The following is a 17,584-nucleotide window of genomic DNA, read 5'->3' as shown; positions in this document are numbered from 1 at the left end:
ATAAGGTAGGAAATTCAGGGTGGGGGTATAATAATCGTTGACTTGAATATCTTTGGAGGGTATGCTATAGTTACTTTTGTATGATTCCACGGGGGTGTTCCCCGGGAAAATATGGAAAGATGAGGAACGACCTATGTACCCCTGTGCAGCGGATCAGGTATGCTTTATTGCAAACAGGTGGAGCCTGGAAGCCGGTAAATCGGTGGGCTCCGGTCGGAGAGAGAATGGGCATACCGAAGGAATGAGCTTCCTTCGGTATGCTTTTCTGCGTCCAACAGACCGTTCGGCGGGCGCCGACTTTTGGGGGAGGGCCCAGCTGTGATCAAACGATTTGCTCTTTGGCTGCGGGATATGTTTATCCGCAACCGAAGCCTGAATGCTACCCGGATCGTGGCGGCCTCTTTTGCCGTGATCATTTTGGTGGGTGCTTTGCTGCTCACCCTGCCCATTGCATCCCGGGACGGCCAGAGCGCCGGATTCTTTACGGCGTTGTTCACTGCCACCTCGTCCACCTGCGTCACAGGCCTGATCCTAGTGGATACCTGGGTCCAGTGGTCCTTCTTCGGCCAACTGGTGATTATCCTTATGATTCAGTTGGGCGGCCTGGGCTTCATGACGGTGATTACCCTGGTGTCCTTTGCCCTGCGCCGCCGCATCGGCTTGTCTGAGCGGCTTATTATGGTATCCACTCTGAACCTGAACGATCTGGATGGTGTGGTACGGATGGTGCGCCACGCTCTGATGGGTACCTTCCTGATCGAGGGAACAGGGGCGGTGCTGCTGAGCATTGCCATGGTCCCCCATTTTGGTATCCTGGGCGGCATCTGGCGGGGGATCTTCCATTCCATCTCCGCCTTCTGTAACGCCGGCTTCGATTTGCTGGGCGGAAAATTCGGTGCATTCAGCAGCCTGGCCGGATTGCAGAACAATCCGTTGGTGCTGGGCACCATCGGAGCCCTCATTGTAGTGGGCGGCCTGGGCTTTTTTGTGTGGGAGGATATCCTGGAAAAGCGCTGCTGGCACAAACTTTCGGTGTACAGCAAAATGGTGCTTATCGTTACCGGAGTGCTGATTATCGGCGGCGCGCTGTTCTTCCTGGTGGAGGAATACTCCAATCCCGCCACCCTGGGGAATATGCCTCTGTGGGAGAAGATCATGAACTCCATCTTCCAGTCCATTACCCTGCGTACCGCCGGCTTTGACGCCATCGGACAGGGAGGACTCAGCGATACCAGCAAGGCATTTTCTTCTATCCTGATGCTGATTGGCGGCTCCTCCGGCTCCACTGCCGGCGGCCTGAAAACGGCTACTGTGGCGGTGCTGCTGCTGGCCCTCCGGTCCGGACTGGCAGGACGGGAGCAGGTCACCTTCCGAGGCCGCACCATTCCCTACCGCCGGGTACTCAACGCCATGACGCTGGCGCTGGTGATGCTGTTTTTGTTCCTGGTGGGGTCTATGACGATCTCTACGGTGGAAAATTTGCCCTATCTGGACTGTGCCTTTGAAGTAGCCTCCGCCATGGGTACGGTGGGTCTGACCACTGGTATCACACCGGGACTGAGTGTGTTTTCCCAGTCTCTGATTATTCTGCTGATGTATATGGGCCGGGTGGGTGTGCTCTCCTTCTCCATTGCCTTTATCACCCGCGGCGGCCGGACGGCCAAGATCAAATATCCGGAAATGAATGTGATGATCGGGTAACCACCCGGTTGGAAGGATGTGTAACCGAATGAAAACCTTCGTTGTCATCGGCCTGGGCCGGTTTGGCAGCGCCGTGGCCACCGAGCTCAGCTCCCTGGGCCACGAGGTGCTGGCCCTGGACGACTCCGAGGAGAATGTACAGAAGGTGGCCGACAAGGTCACCCATGCCGTTACCGGCGACGCCAGAGATCCGGCGGTGCTCCGGGCCCTGGGCGTACGCAACTACGACTGCGCCGTGGTGGCGGTAGGCGTGGATGTGGGTACTTCCGCCCTCATCACCCTGAACCTGAAGGAACTGGGCGTGCGTAAGGTAATTTGTAAAGCCCAGAGCCATGTCCACCGCAAAGTGCTGGAGAAAATCGGCGCCGACCGGGTGGTGTTCCCCGAGCATGAGATGGGCGTCAAGCTGGCCCAGGGCCTGTCCAGCTCCAATGTCCTCAATTTTATTGAGCTCAGCGAAGATTTTGGTATTGTGGAGACCACCGTGCCCCGGGACTGGCTGGGAAAAAATCTGGCGGAACTGAATGTACGGGCCCGCTATAAGGTCAACATCATTGCGGTACGGAAAAAGGGCCAGGAGGCCTTCAATGTGACCCCCGGTCCCAGCACCATTATGGAGGCGGGAGACACGGTGGTGGCCCTGGGCCGCACCGAGGACGTCAACCGCCTGCAGGATCTGTAAGATGGGTATGGAACGAATCACCAGCCGCCAGAATCCTCTGGTGGCCCGGCTGCGGAAGCTGGGAAACGACAAGAAAACCCGCCGGCAGGAGGGAGTCTTTCTCTGTGAAGGACATAAGCTGGTGGAGGAGGCCCTGCGCTGGAATGCCGTGGTGGAAACTCTGGTGGTGGCCGAAGGCATTGAGCCGCCCCGGGAGTTGCCGGAGGGTGTGCGCCTGGTAGAGGTACCAGCCGACGTGCTCAAGTCGGTTTCCACGGTGGACACGCCTCAGGGAATGCTGGCGGTGTGCCGTACCCCCGACCTGACCCCGCCAAAGACACTGACCCCGGGACTTTATCTGGTGCTGGACGGGGTCCAGGACCCGGGCAACGTGGGTACTGTGTGGCGCACTGCCGACGCCTTTGGCGCGGAGGGAGTGTTCCTGCTCCCCGGCTGTGCCGAGCCATTCTCCCCCAAGACGGTGCGCTCCACCATGGGTGCCTGCTTCCGTCTGCCGGTGTGGGAGACTGGGCTGGAGGAACTTACCGTCCTCTTGAAAACGGCGGAGCTGCCGCTGTATGCCACCGCCCTGCGGGAGGATACCGCCGATCTGCGCGCGGCTGATCTGAGCCGCGCCGCGGTAGTCATTGGAAGCGAGGGCAGAGGCGTGTCCCAGGCTGTGCTGGACGCCTGTGCCCTGACCTTGAAGATCCCCATGCGGGACCGCTGCGAGTCCCTCAACGCCGCCGTGGCGGCGTCCGTGGTGCTGTGGGAGGGCTGGCGGAACCGCTGAGCCAACGAGAGAGGAGGGGCCGCCGTGGCGGGCATTCAATATCTGCTCTGGCTCTCTACCCGGCGGGGCCTGCCCCAGCGGCACCAGGTGGAGCTGATGGACTATTTCGGCGGCGCCGAGCGGGTGTACTTTGCCGACCGGGAGGCCTATGAGCCTCTGCACCTGACCCAGGAGGCCAGGCGTTCCCTGTGTGACAAATCTCTGGACCAGACCAATCGGATTCTGGAGAGCTGCGACCGGCTGGGCCTGTTTTTGCTCAGCTGTCAGGACGGAGCCTACCCGGAGCGGCTGCTCCAGCTCAGCGACTATCCCCTGGTGCTCTACGGCAAGGGGAGGTTGTTCCGCTTTGATGAAGAGGTCGCCATTGCAATGGTGGGCTCCCGCCAGTGCTCCGCCTACGGTGTACGGACCGCCGGGCGGATTGCTATGGGCCTGGCCCGGGCAGGCGCTCTGGTGGTGTCCGGTCTGGCTCAGGGTATCGACGCGGCCTCCCTGAAGGGCGCGCTCCAGGGCGGCGGACCTGTAGTTTCGGTGCTGGCCGGCGGTGTGGATGTGGTCTATCCCACCTGCAACAGCTGGCTCTATGAGGATGTGGCCGCCCGGGGCGCCATCCTGTCGGAGAATCCGCCGGGTACCCGGCCGGATGGCTGGCGTTTTCCCCAGCGCAACCGCATCTTAAGCGGACTGTGTCTGGGTGTGGTAGCTGTGGAGGCGGGGGAGCGCAGTGGCGCTCTTATTACCGCCCACGACGCCCTGGACCAGGGGCGGGATGTATTTGCGGTTCCCGGACCGGTGGATGCCGCCACCAGCGCCGGGACCAACCGGCTCATCGCTCAGGGCGAGGCCAAGCTGGTGCGTACCGCCGGGGATATCCTGTGTGAGTATGAGGGGCGATATGCCCACAAGCTGTGCCGGCCCCAGCCTATGACCGCCGAGGAGGCGGATGAGCGGCTGGAGGTTATGCCCACCCCGCCGCCGGAGCCTGAGCCTAAACCCGCAAAGCCCGCCCAAGAGGAGGGGCTGCCTGTGGTCCCCCGCAGCGGTCTGGAGCAGATGGGGGAGGAGCAGCGGGAGATTTTCTTCCTGCTGTCGGAAGAGATCCTCACTGCCGACGAGATCGTAGGGCAGACGGAGATCCCTGCCCGGCGGGTCAATACCGCCCTCACCCTGCTGCAGGCCGGGGGCTATCTGAAGGAATTACCGGGCCGGCGCTTTGCCGCCGCCGTCCGTTTCGAGGTACAAGAATAAAAGGAGTATCGTACTGTGGCGAAATCGAATCTGGTGATCGTCGAGTCCCCGGCGAAGGCCAAGACCATTGGCAAATATCTGGGGCCCGGCTATCAGGTGAAGGCCTCCATGGGCCATGTCCGGGACCTGCCCAAGAGCAAGCTGGGCGTGGATGTGGACAACGACTTCACGGTGGACTATCAGCCCATCAAGGGCAAGGAAGAGGTCATCGACGACCTGACCAAGGCCGCCAAGAAGAGCGATAAAGTATTTCTGGCCACCGACCCTGACCGGGAAGGAGAGGCCATCTCCTGGCATCTGAAGGAGATGCTGGGGATTCCCGACGACAAGACCTACCGGGTGACCTTTAACGAGATCACAAAAAAGGTGGTCAACGACTCCATCGCCCACCCCCGGGCCATCGACATGGACCTGGTCAATGCCCAGCAGGCCCGCCGGGTGCTGGACCGTATTGTGGGCTATCAGATCTCCCCCCTGCTGTGGAAAAAGATCCGCCGGGGCCTGTCCGCCGGACGGGTGCAGTCGGTGGCTACCCGGCTGGTGTGTGAGCGTGAGGCCGACATCAAGGCCTTCGTGCCTCAGGAGTACTGGTCCCTGGAGGCCGATCTGGCCCGTATCTCCCCCAATCTGGGGCAGTTCAAGGCCAGTTTCTACGGAAAAGAGAAGAAGATGGAGCTGAACAGCGAGGAGGCCGTTCAGGAAGTGGCCCAGGCTGTCCAGGCTTCCCCCTTCTCCGTGAAGAGCGTCAAGCGCCAGGACAAGCAGCGCAATCCGGCACCCCCCTTCATCACCTCTACCCTCCAGCAGGAGGCCAGCCGCAAGCTGAACATGACCCCCCGGCGCACCATGTCCATCGCCCAGCAGCTCTATGAAGGCGTGGACATTGAGGGTGAGGGTACCGTGGGTCTCATCACCTATATGCGTACCGACTCCCTCCGCCTGTCCGACGAGGCTACCGCCGCCGCCCGGGACTTCATCCTGTCCCGCTATGGCGAGCAGTACTACCCCGGCAAGCCCCGGGTGTACAAGACCAAATCCGGGGCCCAGGATGCCCACGAGGCCATCCGGCCCTCCAACGTGGCACTCACCCCGGAGGACATCAAAAAGTCCCTTACCGCCGAGCAGTACAAGCTCTATAAGCTGATCTGGAGCCGCTTCCTGGCCTGCCAGATGGCCTCCGCCGTCTATGACAGCGTGTCCATCGAGGTGGAGTCCGCCGGCTATACCTTCCGGGCCACCCACTCCTCTCTCAAGTTCTCCGGCTATACCGCTGTGTACGTGGAGGGTAAGGACGAGGAGGACGAGGCTTTCCAGTCCCCCCTGCCCGACCTGAAGGAGGGGGAGCCCCTGGAGCTGAAGGGCCTGAAACCCGATCAGCACTTCACCCAGCCCCCCAGCCGCTACACCGAGGCTACCCTCATCAAGGCCCTGGAGGAGAAGGGCATCGGACGCCCCTCCACCTATGCCCCCACCATCTCCACCATTCTGGACCGGGAGTATGTGGTAAAAGAGGGCAAGAACCTGCGGCCCACCCCCTTGGGAGAGGTGGTGACCGGCCTGATGAAGGACAAATTCACCGACATTGTGGATACCGCCTTCACCGCCAACATGGAGGAGCAACTGGACGAGGTGGAGACTGGCAAGGTGGACTGGAAGAGTCTGCTGAGCCAGTTCTACGGCGGCTTTGAGAAGGAATTGAAGCAGGCCGAGCAGGACCTGGACGGCGAGCGGATCAAGGTGCCCGACGAGGTGTCCGACGTGATCTGTCCCAAGTGCGGCCGCAACCTGGTGTACAAATCCGGCCGGTTTGGTCGGTTCCTGGCCTGCCCCGGCTGGCCGGAGTGCGACCACACCCAGCCCATCGTCATTGAAATGCCGGGCAAGTGCCCCAAGTGCGGCGGAAAGATCCTGAAAAAGACCTCTAAGCGGGGCTATGCCTACTACGGCTGCGAGAATAACTCCAACAAGGACGAGGCCCGCCGGTGTGACTTTATGACCTGGGATGTACCCGTGAAGGACAACTGCCCCGAGTGCGGCCATACCCTGTTCAAGAAGTCGGGCCGTGGTTTCAAGAAGCCCTTCTGCATCAACCCCGAGTGCCCCAACTTCCTGCCTGAGGACCAGCGGGGCTATAAGAAAAAGACCACTGCCGTCACAGAGACTCCGGCGGAGGGCGCTCCCCCCGAGGAGGAGAAGAAGCCTGCCAAGAAGACGGCTGCCAAAAAGACCACCACCAAGAAGGCGGCGACCACGAAAAAGGCCACCGCCGCCAAAAAGACCACAACGAAAAAGACGACCACCCAAAAAGCCGCCAAGACCACAGAAGAGGCCTGACCGGCGGAGAAAGGGAAGGAAAATCCATGAAGATCCTGCTGCTGAACGGAAGCCCCCGGGCCAACGGCAATACCGCCCTGGCGCTGGGAGAGATGGAGAAGGTATTTGCCGACCAGGGCATTGAGACGGAGCAGATCCACATTGGGCATCGGGATATTCGCAGCTGTGTGGCCTGCGGCCGGTGCAGCGAGCTGGGCCGGTGCGTATTTGACGATCTGGTCAATGAGGTTGCCCCCAAGTTTGAGGCCTGCGACGGCCTGGTGGTAGGCAGCCCGGTGTACTACGCCTCGGCCAATGCCGCCCTGGTGGCTTTTCTGACCCGCCTGTTTTATTCCACCCCCTTTGACAAGACCATGAAGGTGGGAGCCAGCGTGGTGGCCGCCCGCCGGGGCGGACTGTCGTCCACCTTTGACGAGCTGAATAAATTCTTTACCATCAGCGGGATGCCGGTGGCCTCCAGCCAGTACTGGAACAGCATCCACGGCAGAGCGCCCGGCGAGGCCGCTCAGGATGCGGAGGGGCTGCAAACCATGCGTACCCTGGCCCGGAACATGGCTTTCCTGGTCAAGAGCATTGCCCTGGGCAAGGCCCAGTACGGCCTGCCTCAGCGGGAACCCGCCCAGCGGACCAACTTCATCCGCTGACCTTACTCCAAGGAGGAACCTATGGAACCTGTACTCGTGATCGGCGCGGGTCTGGCCGGGTGTGAGGCTGCGTGGCAGCTGGCCCGTCGTGGCATCCCCGTGACCCTGAAGGAAATGAAGCCCCACAAGATGACCCCCGCCCACCATACCCAGTGGTTCGGTGAGCTGGTGTGCTCCAACTCCCTGCGCTCCGACCAGCTGGAGAACGCGGTGGGCCTGCTGAAGGAGGAGTTGCGGCGGATGGGCTCCCTCATCCTCTCCTGCGCCGACGAGCACCGGGTGGAGGCCGGCGGCGCCCTGGCGGTAGACCGCCACGGCTTTGCTCAGGCCATCACCGAAAAGATCCGGAATCATCCTCTCATTACTGTGGTGGAGGAGGAAGTTACTGCCATCCCCTCCGAGGGCAACGTGATTGTGGCCTCCGGGCCCCTGACCTCCGACGTGCTGGCAGATGCCATCAAGGATTTTTTCCCGGAGAGCCACTACCTCAACTTCTTTGATGCCGCCGCCCCGCTGGTCACCTTTGAAAGCGTAGACATGGACAGCGCCTTCTTTGCCTCCCGCTATGACAAGGGTACCCCGGACTACATCAACTGCCCCATGACCGAGGAAGAGTACGACGCATTCTGGACTGAGCTGTGTGCCGCCCAGGAGGCGGAGGTCCACGGCTTTGAGGACAAGAACGTGTTTGAGGGCTGTATGCCGGTGGAGGTCATGGCCCGCCGGGGGAAGCAGACCCTGTGCTACGGGCCCCTGAAGCCCCGGGGCCTGCGGGACCCCAAGACCGGCAAGGAGCCCTTCGCCGTGGTGCAGCTGCGGCGGGACAACGCCGGCGGCACCATCTACAATCTGGTGGGCTTCCAGACCCATCTGAAGTGGCCGGAGCAGAAGCGGGTATTCTCCATGATCCCTGCTTTGAAAAACGCGGAATTCGTCCGCTACGGCGTCATGCACCGCAATACCTATCTGGACTCTCCCCGGCTGCTGGACCGGTACTACCGGGTGAAGAAGGACCCCCGGATCTGTTTTGCTGGCCAGATCACCGGCGTGGAGGGCTATGTGGAGTCCACCGCTTCCGGTTTCCTGGCGGCGGTGGAGCTGGCCCGGCGGCTCACCGGCAAGCCGCCGGTGGATTTCCCTCAGGAGACCGCTACCGGTGCCCTGGCCCTGTATATCAGCAATGAGAGCGTTACCGATTTCCAACCCATGAACGTGAATTTCGGCATCATCCCACCCCTGGGCTATAAGGTCAAGGGCAAGCGGAACAAGAATGCCGAACTCTCCAAGCGGGCTCTGGAAATGCTGGCGGGACTGGATGTAAAATAAGGCGCGTCCGCTTACCCGGGAGCGAAAGCGACCCGCCGCCGTGCGGCGCCAAGTATTTTGCGAAGCAAAATCTTGATGCCGGGCGAATTCACTTCGCCCGAGCAGATTTAAGGATCGGGGCCCCCACGGAAATATGATTTCCGTGGGGAACAAGCGGAACAAGAATGCCGAACTCTCCAAGCGGGCTCTGGAAATGCTGGCGGGACTGGATGTAGAGGGCTGAGACCCCACCCGTCTGAAAACGGAAGAACATAGAAAGAAGAGGAGAACCATATGAAGATCATCGTAGACGCCATGGGGGGCGACAACGCGCCTGCTTCCAATGTGCGGGGCGCACTGGCTGCGGTCCGTGAGCTGGGGGTGGAGGTCATCCTGGTGGGCCGGGGAGAGGATATCCTCAAGGTCCTGAAGGACGACGGTATCGATCAGCTGCCTCCCGGCCTGGAGATCGCCCACGCCAGCCAGGTGGTGGAGATGTGCGACAACCCCGCCACCGCCTTCCGGGAGAAGAAGGACTCCTCCCTCACTGTGGGCCTCAATCTGTTGAAAAACGGGGACGGCGATGCCTTTGTGTCCGCCGGCAGCACCGGCGCCCTGCTCTCCGCCGCCACCCTGATGATCAAGCGGGTGCGCGGTATTCGCCGGGCCGCCCTGGCCCCTGTGGTGCCCACTGGCGCCGGCGGGGCGGTGCTCATCGACTGCGGCGCCACTGCCGAGGGTACCCCGGAGTACCTGCTCCAGTTTGCCTTCATGGGTTCCTACTATGCCGAACGGGTACTTAAGCGGCCTGAGCCCAAGGTGGGCCTGCTGAACATCGGCGCCGAGCCCTCCAAGGGCACCGATCTGCAGCGGGAAGCCCACGCCCTGCTCACCGAGGCAGACAAGGCCGGACGCATCCACTTCGTGGGCAACGTGGAGGCCCGTGAGGCGGTGTTCGGCCAGGTGGACGTCATCGTGTCCGACGGCTACTCGGGCAACATCTTCCTCAAGACCATGGAGGGTACCGCCGGGTATATGGCCAAGGAGCTGAAGGCCATGTTCAAGAAGAGCTTCCTCACCAAACTGGCTGCGGTGCTGGTGTCCGGCGGGCTCAAGCAGTTCAAAAAGAAGATGGACTCCAGCGAGGTGGGCGGTACCGCTCTTATCGGTATTTCCAAGCCGGTGATCAAGGCCCATGGCTCCTCTAACGACTACGCCATCAAAAACGCCATCCGTCAGGCTCGGGATTTTGCCGCCTCCGGCATGATCGACGATTTGGTGGATAACATCGAATATATGCGCCTGACCCCCGGTGGCGAGGAAAAAATTTGACTTACCTATTGACAGGTCATTGAAACTTGCACTATTATCATAGTGCAAAAGCAAAGACGCCGTCGGACGACGGATGCGACAGGAGTAGATGAACATGATTTTTGAGAAGATTGCCGGTCTGCTGTCCGAGCAGTTTGGTGTGGAAGCTGACAGCATCACCATGGACACCTCCTTCGAGGACCTGGGTGCCGACTCTCTGGACATCGTGGAACTGACCATGGCGGTGGAAGAGGAGTTCGGCCTGGAGAATATGGACGAGGACGACCTGTCCGGCGTTGCCACTGTGGCCGACCTGGTCCGCTATCTGAAGTCCAAACTGGAAGACTGACACAGAATCAGACTGGGGAGCCCCGCCGTCGGCGGGGCTCCTGTCATGAAAGGGAGGGACGGCCATGGAAGCCTTGGAAGAAAAGCTGGGTTACCGCTTCAACCAGCGGGCCCTGTTGGAAAATGCTCTGACCCACAGCTCCTACGCCAACGAGAACAAGGCGAGAGGGTGCCAGAGCAATGAGCGGCTGGAGTTTCTGGGAGACTCCGTGCTGGGTATGGTGACGGCGGACTACCTGTTCCGCACCCATCCCGATCTGCCCGAGGGGGATCTGACCCGCACCCGGGCGGCCCTGGTGTGCGAGGGCAGCCTGGTGGAGGTGGCCCAGCAGCTGAACCTGGGAGCCTACCTGAAACTGGGCAAGGGTGAGGACGCCGGCGGCGGCCGGGAGCGGCCCTCCATCGTGGCTGATGCGGTGGAGGCGGTGATCGCCGCTGTCTACCTGGACGGCGGCATCGGCTCCGCCCGCAAGATCATCCAGAAGTTTATCCTGGACCGGGAAGAGGAGAAGAGCGCCAGCCGGGACTACAAGACCGCCCTGCAGGAACTGGTCCAGCGGGAGAGCGGCCAGGTGCTGGGCTATCAGCTCATCGGCGCCGAGGGCCCCGACCACGCCAAGATCTTCTCGGTGGAGGTGGACCTGAACGGCACCCCCATCGGACAGGGCAAGGGCCGCAGCAAAAAAGAGGCGGAGCAGAATGCCGCCAAGGCCGCCATCGAGAAACTGAAGGGTTGAGTGATTGCCAGAGTGCTCCGCCTCTTTTGCGAGCGTAAGCGAGCCGCCGCTCTGCGGCGCCAAGCGTTTTGCCGGAGGCAAAACCTTGATGCCGGGTGAATTCACTTCACCCGGACAGATAGAATGAAATGGGGTTCCCAAACCGCCGTGCGGTTTGGGGGCGGAGCAGAATACCGCCAAAGCTGCCATTGAGAAGCTGAAGGGCTGAGGGCATCAACTGGAAAGAAACAGGACTGCGGATCATCCGCAGTCCTGTTTTATGTGTTTCGGGGGCAAAAGGATTTGCAATAGCCTTCATTCCTTGATATAATACTTTATTCAGAAGTATATGTGTTGCGAGGTGCCGCCTTGTATTTAAAAGCGCTGGAGATCCAGGGATTCAAATCATTCCCGGATAAAACGGTCCTCTCCTTCGGGGAGGACATCACCGCTATCGTTGGTCCCAACGGCAGCGGAAAATCGAATATCTCCGACGCCATCCGCTGGGTCATGGGGGAGCAGTCCACCAAGGCCCTCCGGGGCGGTAAGATGGAGGATGTGATCTTCGGCGGTACCGCCCTGCGCAAGCAGCAGGGCTTTGCCGAGGTGTCCCTGCTGCTGGATAATACCGACCATATCTTCCCGCTGGAGGAGAGCGAGGTCATGGTCACCCGCCGGTACTACCGCTCCGGCGAGAGTGAATACTACATCAACCGCCGTTCCGTCCGCCTGAAGGACGTGAACGAGCTGTTCATGGACACCGGCCTGGGCCGGGAGGGCTATTCCATCATCGGTCAGGGCCGTATCGACGAGATCCTGTCGGTGAAGAGCGGCGACCGCCGGGAGATTTTTGAGGAGGCCGCCGGTATCTCCAGGTTCCGCCACCGGAAGGAGGAGGCCGAGCGCAAGCTGGAGCGCACCCAGGAGAATCTGGTGCGCATCACCGACAAGATCGATGAGCTGGAGCTCCAGGTGGAGCCCCTCCGCCAGCAGAGCGAGAAGGCCAGGAAGTTCCTCATCCTGCGGGACGAGCTGCGTGGGCTGGAGATTTCCCTGTGGCTGGACCAGCTGGAGAAAATTCGCTCCGGGTCCCGCAAGACCCTGTCCGACTACGAGAATGCCCTCCGCCAGAAAGGGGAGGTCCAGCAGCAGGTGGAGGATCTGTACGCCGCCGCTGAGGCATTCTCCGCTCAGATGCGGGACAAGGACGTGGAGACCGAAGGCGTCCGCTTCCAGATGATGCAGCGGGAGGCCGATGCCAACAGCCTGGAAAATGCCATCGCCGTTCTCAAGACCAATATTCAGAACAACCTGGAGAACCGGGACCGCATCCAGCGGGAGCTGGAACAGCAGGAGGGCCGGGCCGACTCCATCGCCGCTCAGATCGGGGAGCGTAAGACCCGGTTGGAGGAGCTGGAAGGCCAGACTGCCGGACTGCGTCAGCAGTTGACAGACCGCCAGAATGAGGCTGCCTCCGCCAGCCGCTCTGCCGGGGCCATTGCCCAGGAGCTGGAGGATCTGCGCCGGAAGGAGGCGGTGGAGAACGCCTCCGCCGCCGACGCAAAGGCCCTCATCTCCGCCCTGGCCGCCGCCGCCCAGGAGGTGCTGGACCGGGACGAGGCCATGCGTCAGGAGCTGGCCGCCGGTGAGGATCGACTCCAGGAGGCGGAGGAGACCCGCCGTCAGGCCGCTCAGGAGTTGGACCAGGCCAGAGAGGACAAGGACAGCTTACAGAACATCATCAGCGGTTACGCCCTGCGGCTGGAGACCCGGCAGCGGAAGGCCAGGGAGGCGGAGGAGCGCCACGTCAAACTCCAGATGGAGGACAACGCCCTGAACTCCCGCATCCATATGCTCTCCGAGATGGAAAAGATGTATGAAGGCTACTCCAAAGCGGTAAAGCTGGTGATGGGGGAGGCCAAGAAGGGCCAGCTCCGGGGGATCCATGGCCCGGTGGCCGGGCTCATCCACGTGCCCGACGCCTGCACCGTGGCCATCGAGATCGCCCTGGGGGGCGCTATGCAGCATATCGTGGTGGAGCGGGAGGAGGACGGCAAAGCCGCCATCCAGTACCTGAAACGCCGGGACGGCGGTCGGAGCACCTTCCTGCCCCTGACCTCCATGCGGCCTTCCGACTTCCGGGATCAGGGCGTGCGCAGGGAGCCCGGCTTTGTGGGCCTGGGCAACGAACTCATCCAGTTTGACCCCCGGTATGAGAAGATCTTTTCCAACCTGCTGGGCCGCACCGTGGTGGCCGAGGATATGGACAAGGCCATCGCTATGGCCCGGAAATACAACTATCGCTTCAAAATTGTTACCCTGGACGGCCAGGTGCTCAACCCCGGCGGCTCCATGACCGGCGGCTCGGCGTCCCGCAGCGCGGGCATCCTGAGCCGGGCCAACGAGTTGGAGCGGCTGGCTCAGCAGCGCACCGGCGTGGCCCAGCAGCTGGCCGACGCGGCCCACGCCATGGAGGAGGCTAAGCGGGAGGCCACCGCTGCTGCCTACGAGATGGAGACTGCCCAATCCCAGCAGCGCCGCCATGAGGACGACATCCTCAAGCTGGAGGAGCGCCTGGGCCATCTGGATACCCAGCTGGCCGATCTGAAGAAGCAGCGGGCCGACCAGAAGAATGAGCTGGAACAGCTCCAGGCCCGTTCCGCCCAGATCGAGGCGGACACCCGTGCCGCTCGTGCCCGGGTAGAGTCCCTGGAGGGGGCTGCCGCCGCCCTGCGGGCCGAGGCAGAGGGCAAGGCCAGAGGCCAGAGCGAAGCCCAGGAGAAGGCCACGGCTCTGGGGGAGGCCATTGCCGAACTGAATATGCGCCTGGCCGCCCTGGAGGCGGAAGACCAGGCCGCCCGGAAGTCCATGACCGAACTGGAGGAACTGCGCCGGGATCTGACCGGCGACAAGGCCGAGCGGGAAAAGATGCTCTCCCAGTTCCAGGAGAAGAACGCCGGCCTGGAGCGGGAGATTGCGGAAAAGGAGCGGCAGCTCCAGACCATCCGGCAGGAGAACCAGGATCGTCAGGCCGCCATCAGCCGCATCAACGACGAGAAGCTGGCCCTGGAGGCCCAGCGCAACCAGGCGGACAAGGACGCCCGGGACAAGAACAGCGCCCTGCTCAATCTGGAGCGGGAGGTGTCGGTGCTGGAGCAAAAGAAGGCTGCCGCTGCCATGGAGGAGAAGAACCTGCTGGACAAGCTGTGGGAGACCTACGAACTGTCCCACCAGGCGGCCATGGCCCAGCGGGTGGAGCTGGAGAGCGTCCCCAAGGCCCAGCGCCGGGTGGGCGAGCTGAAAAAATCCATCTCTGCTTTGGGCAACATCAACCTGGACGCCATCGACGAGTTTCAGCGCATCAATGAGCGCTATACCTACCTCACCGACCAGAGGGACGACGTGCAGAAGTCCAAGAAAGAGCTGGAGAGCATCATCGCCGACATTACCGAGGAGATGCGAGCCATCTTTGCCAAGCAGTTTTCCATCCTCAATGAGTCCTTCCAGCAGACCTTTACTGAGCTCTTCGGAGGAGGTAAAGCCACCCTGGAACTGGAGGACCCGGAGGATATCCTGAACTGCGGCATTGAAATCAGGGTGCAGCCTCCGGGCAAGGCATTGAAGGTGCTCTCCCTGCTGTCAGGCGGCGAGAAGGCTTTCGTGGCCATTGCCCTCTACTTTGCCATTCTGAAAGTGCGGCCCACCCCCTTCGTGGTGATGGATGAGATCGAGGCCGCTCTGGACGATGCCAACGTGGTGCGCTTTGCTCACTATATGCGCCAGATGGCGGACAAGACCCAGTTTATCGTCATCACCCACCGCCGCGGTACCATGGAGGAAGCGGATGTGCTCTACGGCGTCACCATGCAGGAGCAGGGCGTCAGCCGGATGTTGACTATCAATCTCAATGATGTGGAAAAAGAGCTGCATATCAAGTAAGTCGGCAGCTTTATCAACAACCGAAAGGAACCAAAATCAATATGGGCTTTTTTGCGAAGATTAAGGCGGGTTTGACCCGCACCAAGGAGAACATCGGCCACTCCATCGACCAGCTGTTTGCCGGTGAGCTCAACGACGACTTCTACGACGAGCTGGAGGAAACCCTGATCCTGGGCGACATGGGCGTGGACACCACCCTGAAGGCGGTGGAGACCCTGCGCCGCCGGGTGAAGGAGGAGAAGATCAAGGACATGGATTCCGCCCGAGCCTGCCTGCGGCGGGTGCTCACCGAGATGCTTCAGGTGGGTGAGCCGGAGCTCCACCTTACCACCACCCCCTCGGTGGCTCTGTTCATCGGTGTGAACGGCGTGGGTAAGACCACCACCATCGGCAAGCTGTCCGCCAAGATGAAGGGGGAGGGCAAGCGGGTGCTGATGGCTGCCGCGGATACCTTCCGGGCTGCCGCCGCAGATCAGCTGGAGATCTGGAGCCAGCGCTCCGGCGTGGAGATCGTCCGCCAGCACGAGGGGGCTGATCCCGCCGCCGTGGTGTTTGACGCCCTCACCGCCGCCAAGGCCAGAGGTACCGATGTGATCCTCATCGATACCGCCGGGCGGCTGCACAACAAGCAGAACCTGATGAATGAGCTGAACAAGATCTCCCGGGTGGTGGACCGGGAGCTGCCCGGCTGCGACCGGGAGACCCTGCTGGTGCTGGACGCCACCACCGGTCAGAACGGCCTGATCCAGGCCAAGCAGTTCAAGGAGGCCGCCGGCATTACCGGCATCGTCCTCACCAAGCTGGACGGCTCCGCCAAGGGCGGCATCGTCATTGCCATCGCCCAGGAGCTCCAGGTGCCGGTGAAGTATATCGGCGTGGGCGAGGGTATCGACGACCTTATGCCCTTTGAAGCGGAGGCCTTTGTGGAAGCGCTGATTTAATGGAGGTTATAACAATGGCCAGAATTGACGGACGGGCGGCGGACCAGCTGCGGCCTGTAGAGATCATTCCTAACTTCAACAAATTTGCTGAGGGTTCCTGCCTCATCCGCTGCGGCAACACTCAGGTGCTGTGCTGCGCCAGCGTGGAGGAGCGCACCCCGCCCCACGTTCCCGAGGGGGAGGGCTGGGTCACCGCCGAATACTCCATGCTGCCCCGGGCCAACCGGGAGCGCTCCAAGCGGGACGTATCCAAGCTGAAGCTGTCCCCCCGCTCCGCGGAGATCCAGCGGCTGGTAGGCCGCTCCCTCCGGGCCTGCGTGGATATGAAAAAGCTGGGTGAGCGCACCGTAACTATTGACTGCGATGTGCTCCAGGGAGACGGCGGCACTCGTACTGCCAGCGTTACCGGCGGCTATGTGGCCCTGGCCCTGGCCCTGAAGAAGGTAGGGGTTGCCGATGCTCTGGTGGATCAGGTGGCGGCGGTGTCTGCCGGCATTGTGGACGATCAGCTGCTGCTGGACCTATGCTATGAGGAGGATTCCTCCGCTCAGGTGGACCTGAACTGTATCATGACCGGGGACGGCAAGCTGGTGGAGATCCAGGGCACCGGCGAGGGCCGGGCCTTTACCGTGGAGGAGCAGCGGGCTCTGGTGGACCTATGTGCCAAGGGCATCGCCCAGCTCCAGACCATCCAGAAAAACGTACTGGAGGGCTGAGACATGAAAATGGTATTGGCCAGCAAGAACGCCCACAAGCTGGTGGAAATGAAGGCCATCCTCTCCCAGCTGGGGGTGGACGTGGTGCTGGAGTCCGAAGTGGGCGTGGATGTGGACGTGGAGGAGACGGGCACTACCTTTGAGGAGAATGCCTATCTGAAGGCCCATGCGGTATGTGAGGCCTCCGGTCTGCCCGCCATTGCCGACGACTCCGGCCTGTGTGTGGACGCCCTCAACGGCGCCCCCGGCGTGTACTCCGCCCGCTACGGCGGTCCCGAGCTGGACGACGTGGGCCGGTACAAGCTGCTGCTGGAGAACCTGCGGGGCCAGCTGGACCGGCGGGGCAAATTTGTCTCCTGCATCTGCTGTTGCTTCCCCAACGGGGACAAGGTGGAGGCCAGAGGAGAGTGCCCCGGCACCATTGCTTACGCCCCCAGGGGTGAGGGCGGCTTCGGCTACGACCCTGTGTTCTTTATCCCCGGACTGAAAAAGACCTTTGCGGAACTGACTGCCGAGGAGAAGAACGCCATTTCCCATCGGGGAAATGCGCTGAACAAATTTAAAACAGAATTGGAGAACTATCTGAATGGAACTGACCAGTAAACAGCGGGCCCAGCTGCGGGGCCTGGCAAACAACATCGACACCATCCTCCATGTAGGCAAGGATGGCATCGGGGACAACCTGGTGAAACAGGCCGACGATGCCCTGGAGGCCCGGGAGCTCATCAAGGGCAAGGTCCTGGAGAACTGTATGCTCACCAGCCGGGAGGCGGCGGAGGAGCTGGCCGCGGCCACCCGCAGTGACGTGGTGCAGGTGATCGGAACAAAATTTGTTCTGTATCGTCCAACCCACAAAAAGGATAAGAAAGACAAGATCGTTCTGGTATCGGATAAAAAGCGGAAAGCATAATAAACGAGGGGGCATGG

15 protein-coding genes are annotated in these 17,584 nt (G+C 61.6%); all 15 read left to right on the top strand.

Translation table 11 applies throughout. The features are described 5' to 3' along the window. Positions 1–318 precede the first annotated feature (318 nt). The 15 genes from B5E56_RS02705 to yhbY all read left to right on the top strand — a co-directional run bounded on the left by B5E56_RS02705 (position 319) and on the right by yhbY (position 17,567). On the top strand, positions 319–1,701 hold the full coding sequence (locus B5E56_RS02705) for a TrkH family potassium uptake protein (protein WP_087388383.1): 1,383 nt from the start codon (positions 319–321) through the stop codon (positions 1,699–1,701). A 28-nt stretch (positions 1,702–1,729) separates the two neighbouring features. Beyond that, positions 1,730–2,383 (top strand): potassium channel family protein, encoded by a 654-nt coding sequence (locus B5E56_RS02700; protein ID WP_087189312.1) that lies wholly within the window; start codon positions 1,730–1,732, stop codon positions 2,381–2,383. Position 2,384: 1 nt separating this feature from the next. Further along, the gene (locus tag B5E56_RS02695) at positions 2,385–3,155 is read left to right on the top strand and encodes a TrmH family RNA methyltransferase (protein ID WP_242958743.1); all 771 of its coding nucleotides are present in this window, start codon (positions 2,385–2,387) and stop codon (positions 3,153–3,155) included. Between the two features lie 24 nt (positions 3,156–3,179). Further along, positions 3,180–4,403, top strand: a complete 1,224-nt coding sequence (gene dprA, locus B5E56_RS02690) for a DNA-processing protein DprA (protein WP_087388381.1) — start codon at positions 3,180–3,182, stop codon at positions 4,401–4,403. A gap of 15 nt (positions 4,404–4,418) precedes the next feature. Next, positions 4,419–6,737 carry a type I DNA topoisomerase gene (topA, locus tag B5E56_RS02685; protein ID WP_087388379.1) on the top strand — a complete coding sequence of 773 codons (2,319 nt, stop codon included), beginning with the start codon at positions 4,419–4,421 and terminating at the stop codon, positions 6,735–6,737. A gap of 26 nt (positions 6,738–6,763) precedes the next feature. Next, positions 6,764–7,381 carry a flavodoxin family protein gene (locus tag B5E56_RS02680; protein WP_087388377.1) on the top strand — a complete coding sequence of 206 codons (618 nt, stop codon included), beginning with the start codon at positions 6,764–6,766 and terminating at the stop codon, positions 7,379–7,381. A 21-nt stretch (positions 7,382–7,402) separates the two neighbouring features. Continuing rightward, positions 7,403–8,707 carry a methylenetetrahydrofolate--tRNA-(uracil(54)-C(5))-methyltransferase (FADH(2)-oxidizing) TrmFO gene (gene trmFO, locus B5E56_RS02675; RefSeq protein ID WP_087388375.1) on the top strand — a complete coding sequence of 435 codons (1,305 nt, stop codon included), beginning with the start codon at positions 7,403–7,405 and terminating at the stop codon, positions 8,705–8,707. A 273-nt stretch (positions 8,708–8,980) separates the two neighbouring features. Further along, positions 8,981–10,018: a phosphate acyltransferase PlsX gene (gene plsX / locus B5E56_RS02670; protein ID WP_087189307.1), complete on the top strand. Its 1,038-nt coding sequence runs from the start codon at positions 8,981–8,983 to the stop codon at positions 10,016–10,018. 94 nt (positions 10,019–10,112) lie between these two features. After that, positions 10,113–10,346 (top strand): acyl carrier protein, encoded by a 234-nt coding sequence (locus tag B5E56_RS02665; RefSeq protein WP_087189306.1) that lies wholly within the window; start codon positions 10,113–10,115, stop codon positions 10,344–10,346. Between the two features lie 64 nt (positions 10,347–10,410). After that, positions 10,411–11,082 (top strand): ribonuclease III, encoded by a 672-nt coding sequence (rnc, locus tag B5E56_RS02660; RefSeq protein WP_087189305.1) that lies wholly within the window; start codon positions 10,411–10,413, stop codon positions 11,080–11,082. A gap of 348 nt (positions 11,083–11,430) precedes the next feature. Then, on the top strand, positions 11,431–15,000 hold the full coding sequence (smc, locus tag B5E56_RS02655; protein WP_087388373.1) for a chromosome segregation protein SMC: 3,570 nt from the start codon (positions 11,431–11,433) through the stop codon (positions 14,998–15,000). Positions 15,001–15,041: 41 nt separating this feature from the next. After that, entirely contained in the window at positions 15,042–15,941 is a 900-nt protein-coding gene (gene ftsY, locus B5E56_RS02650) for a signal recognition particle-docking protein FtsY (RefSeq protein WP_087266948.1), read from the top strand. A 14-nt stretch (positions 15,942–15,955) separates the two neighbouring features. Next, positions 15,956–16,657: a ribonuclease PH gene (gene rph / locus B5E56_RS02645; protein WP_087388371.1), complete on the top strand. Its 702-nt coding sequence runs from the start codon at positions 15,956–15,958 to the stop codon at positions 16,655–16,657. Between the two features lie 3 nt (positions 16,658–16,660). After that, the gene (locus B5E56_RS02640) at positions 16,661–17,260 is read left to right on the top strand and encodes an XTP/dITP diphosphatase (RefSeq protein WP_087187679.1); all 600 of its coding nucleotides are present in this window, start codon (positions 16,661–16,663) and stop codon (positions 17,258–17,260) included. Continuing rightward, a complete protein-coding gene (yhbY, locus tag B5E56_RS02635) occupies positions 17,244–17,567 on the top strand; it encodes a ribosome assembly RNA-binding protein YhbY (protein ID WP_087266943.1) in 324 nt (107 codons plus the stop codon). Before B5E56_RS02640 ends, yhbY begins: the two co-directional genes overlap by 17 nt. Positions 17,568–17,584 lie beyond the last annotated feature (17 nt).

It is taken from the genome of Flavonifractor sp. An112 (assembly GCF_002161085.1).
Lineage (GTDB): Bacteria > Bacillota > Clostridia > Oscillospirales > Oscillospiraceae > Flavonifractor > Flavonifractor avicola.
This window is presented reverse-complemented; position numbering and strand designations above follow the sequence as displayed.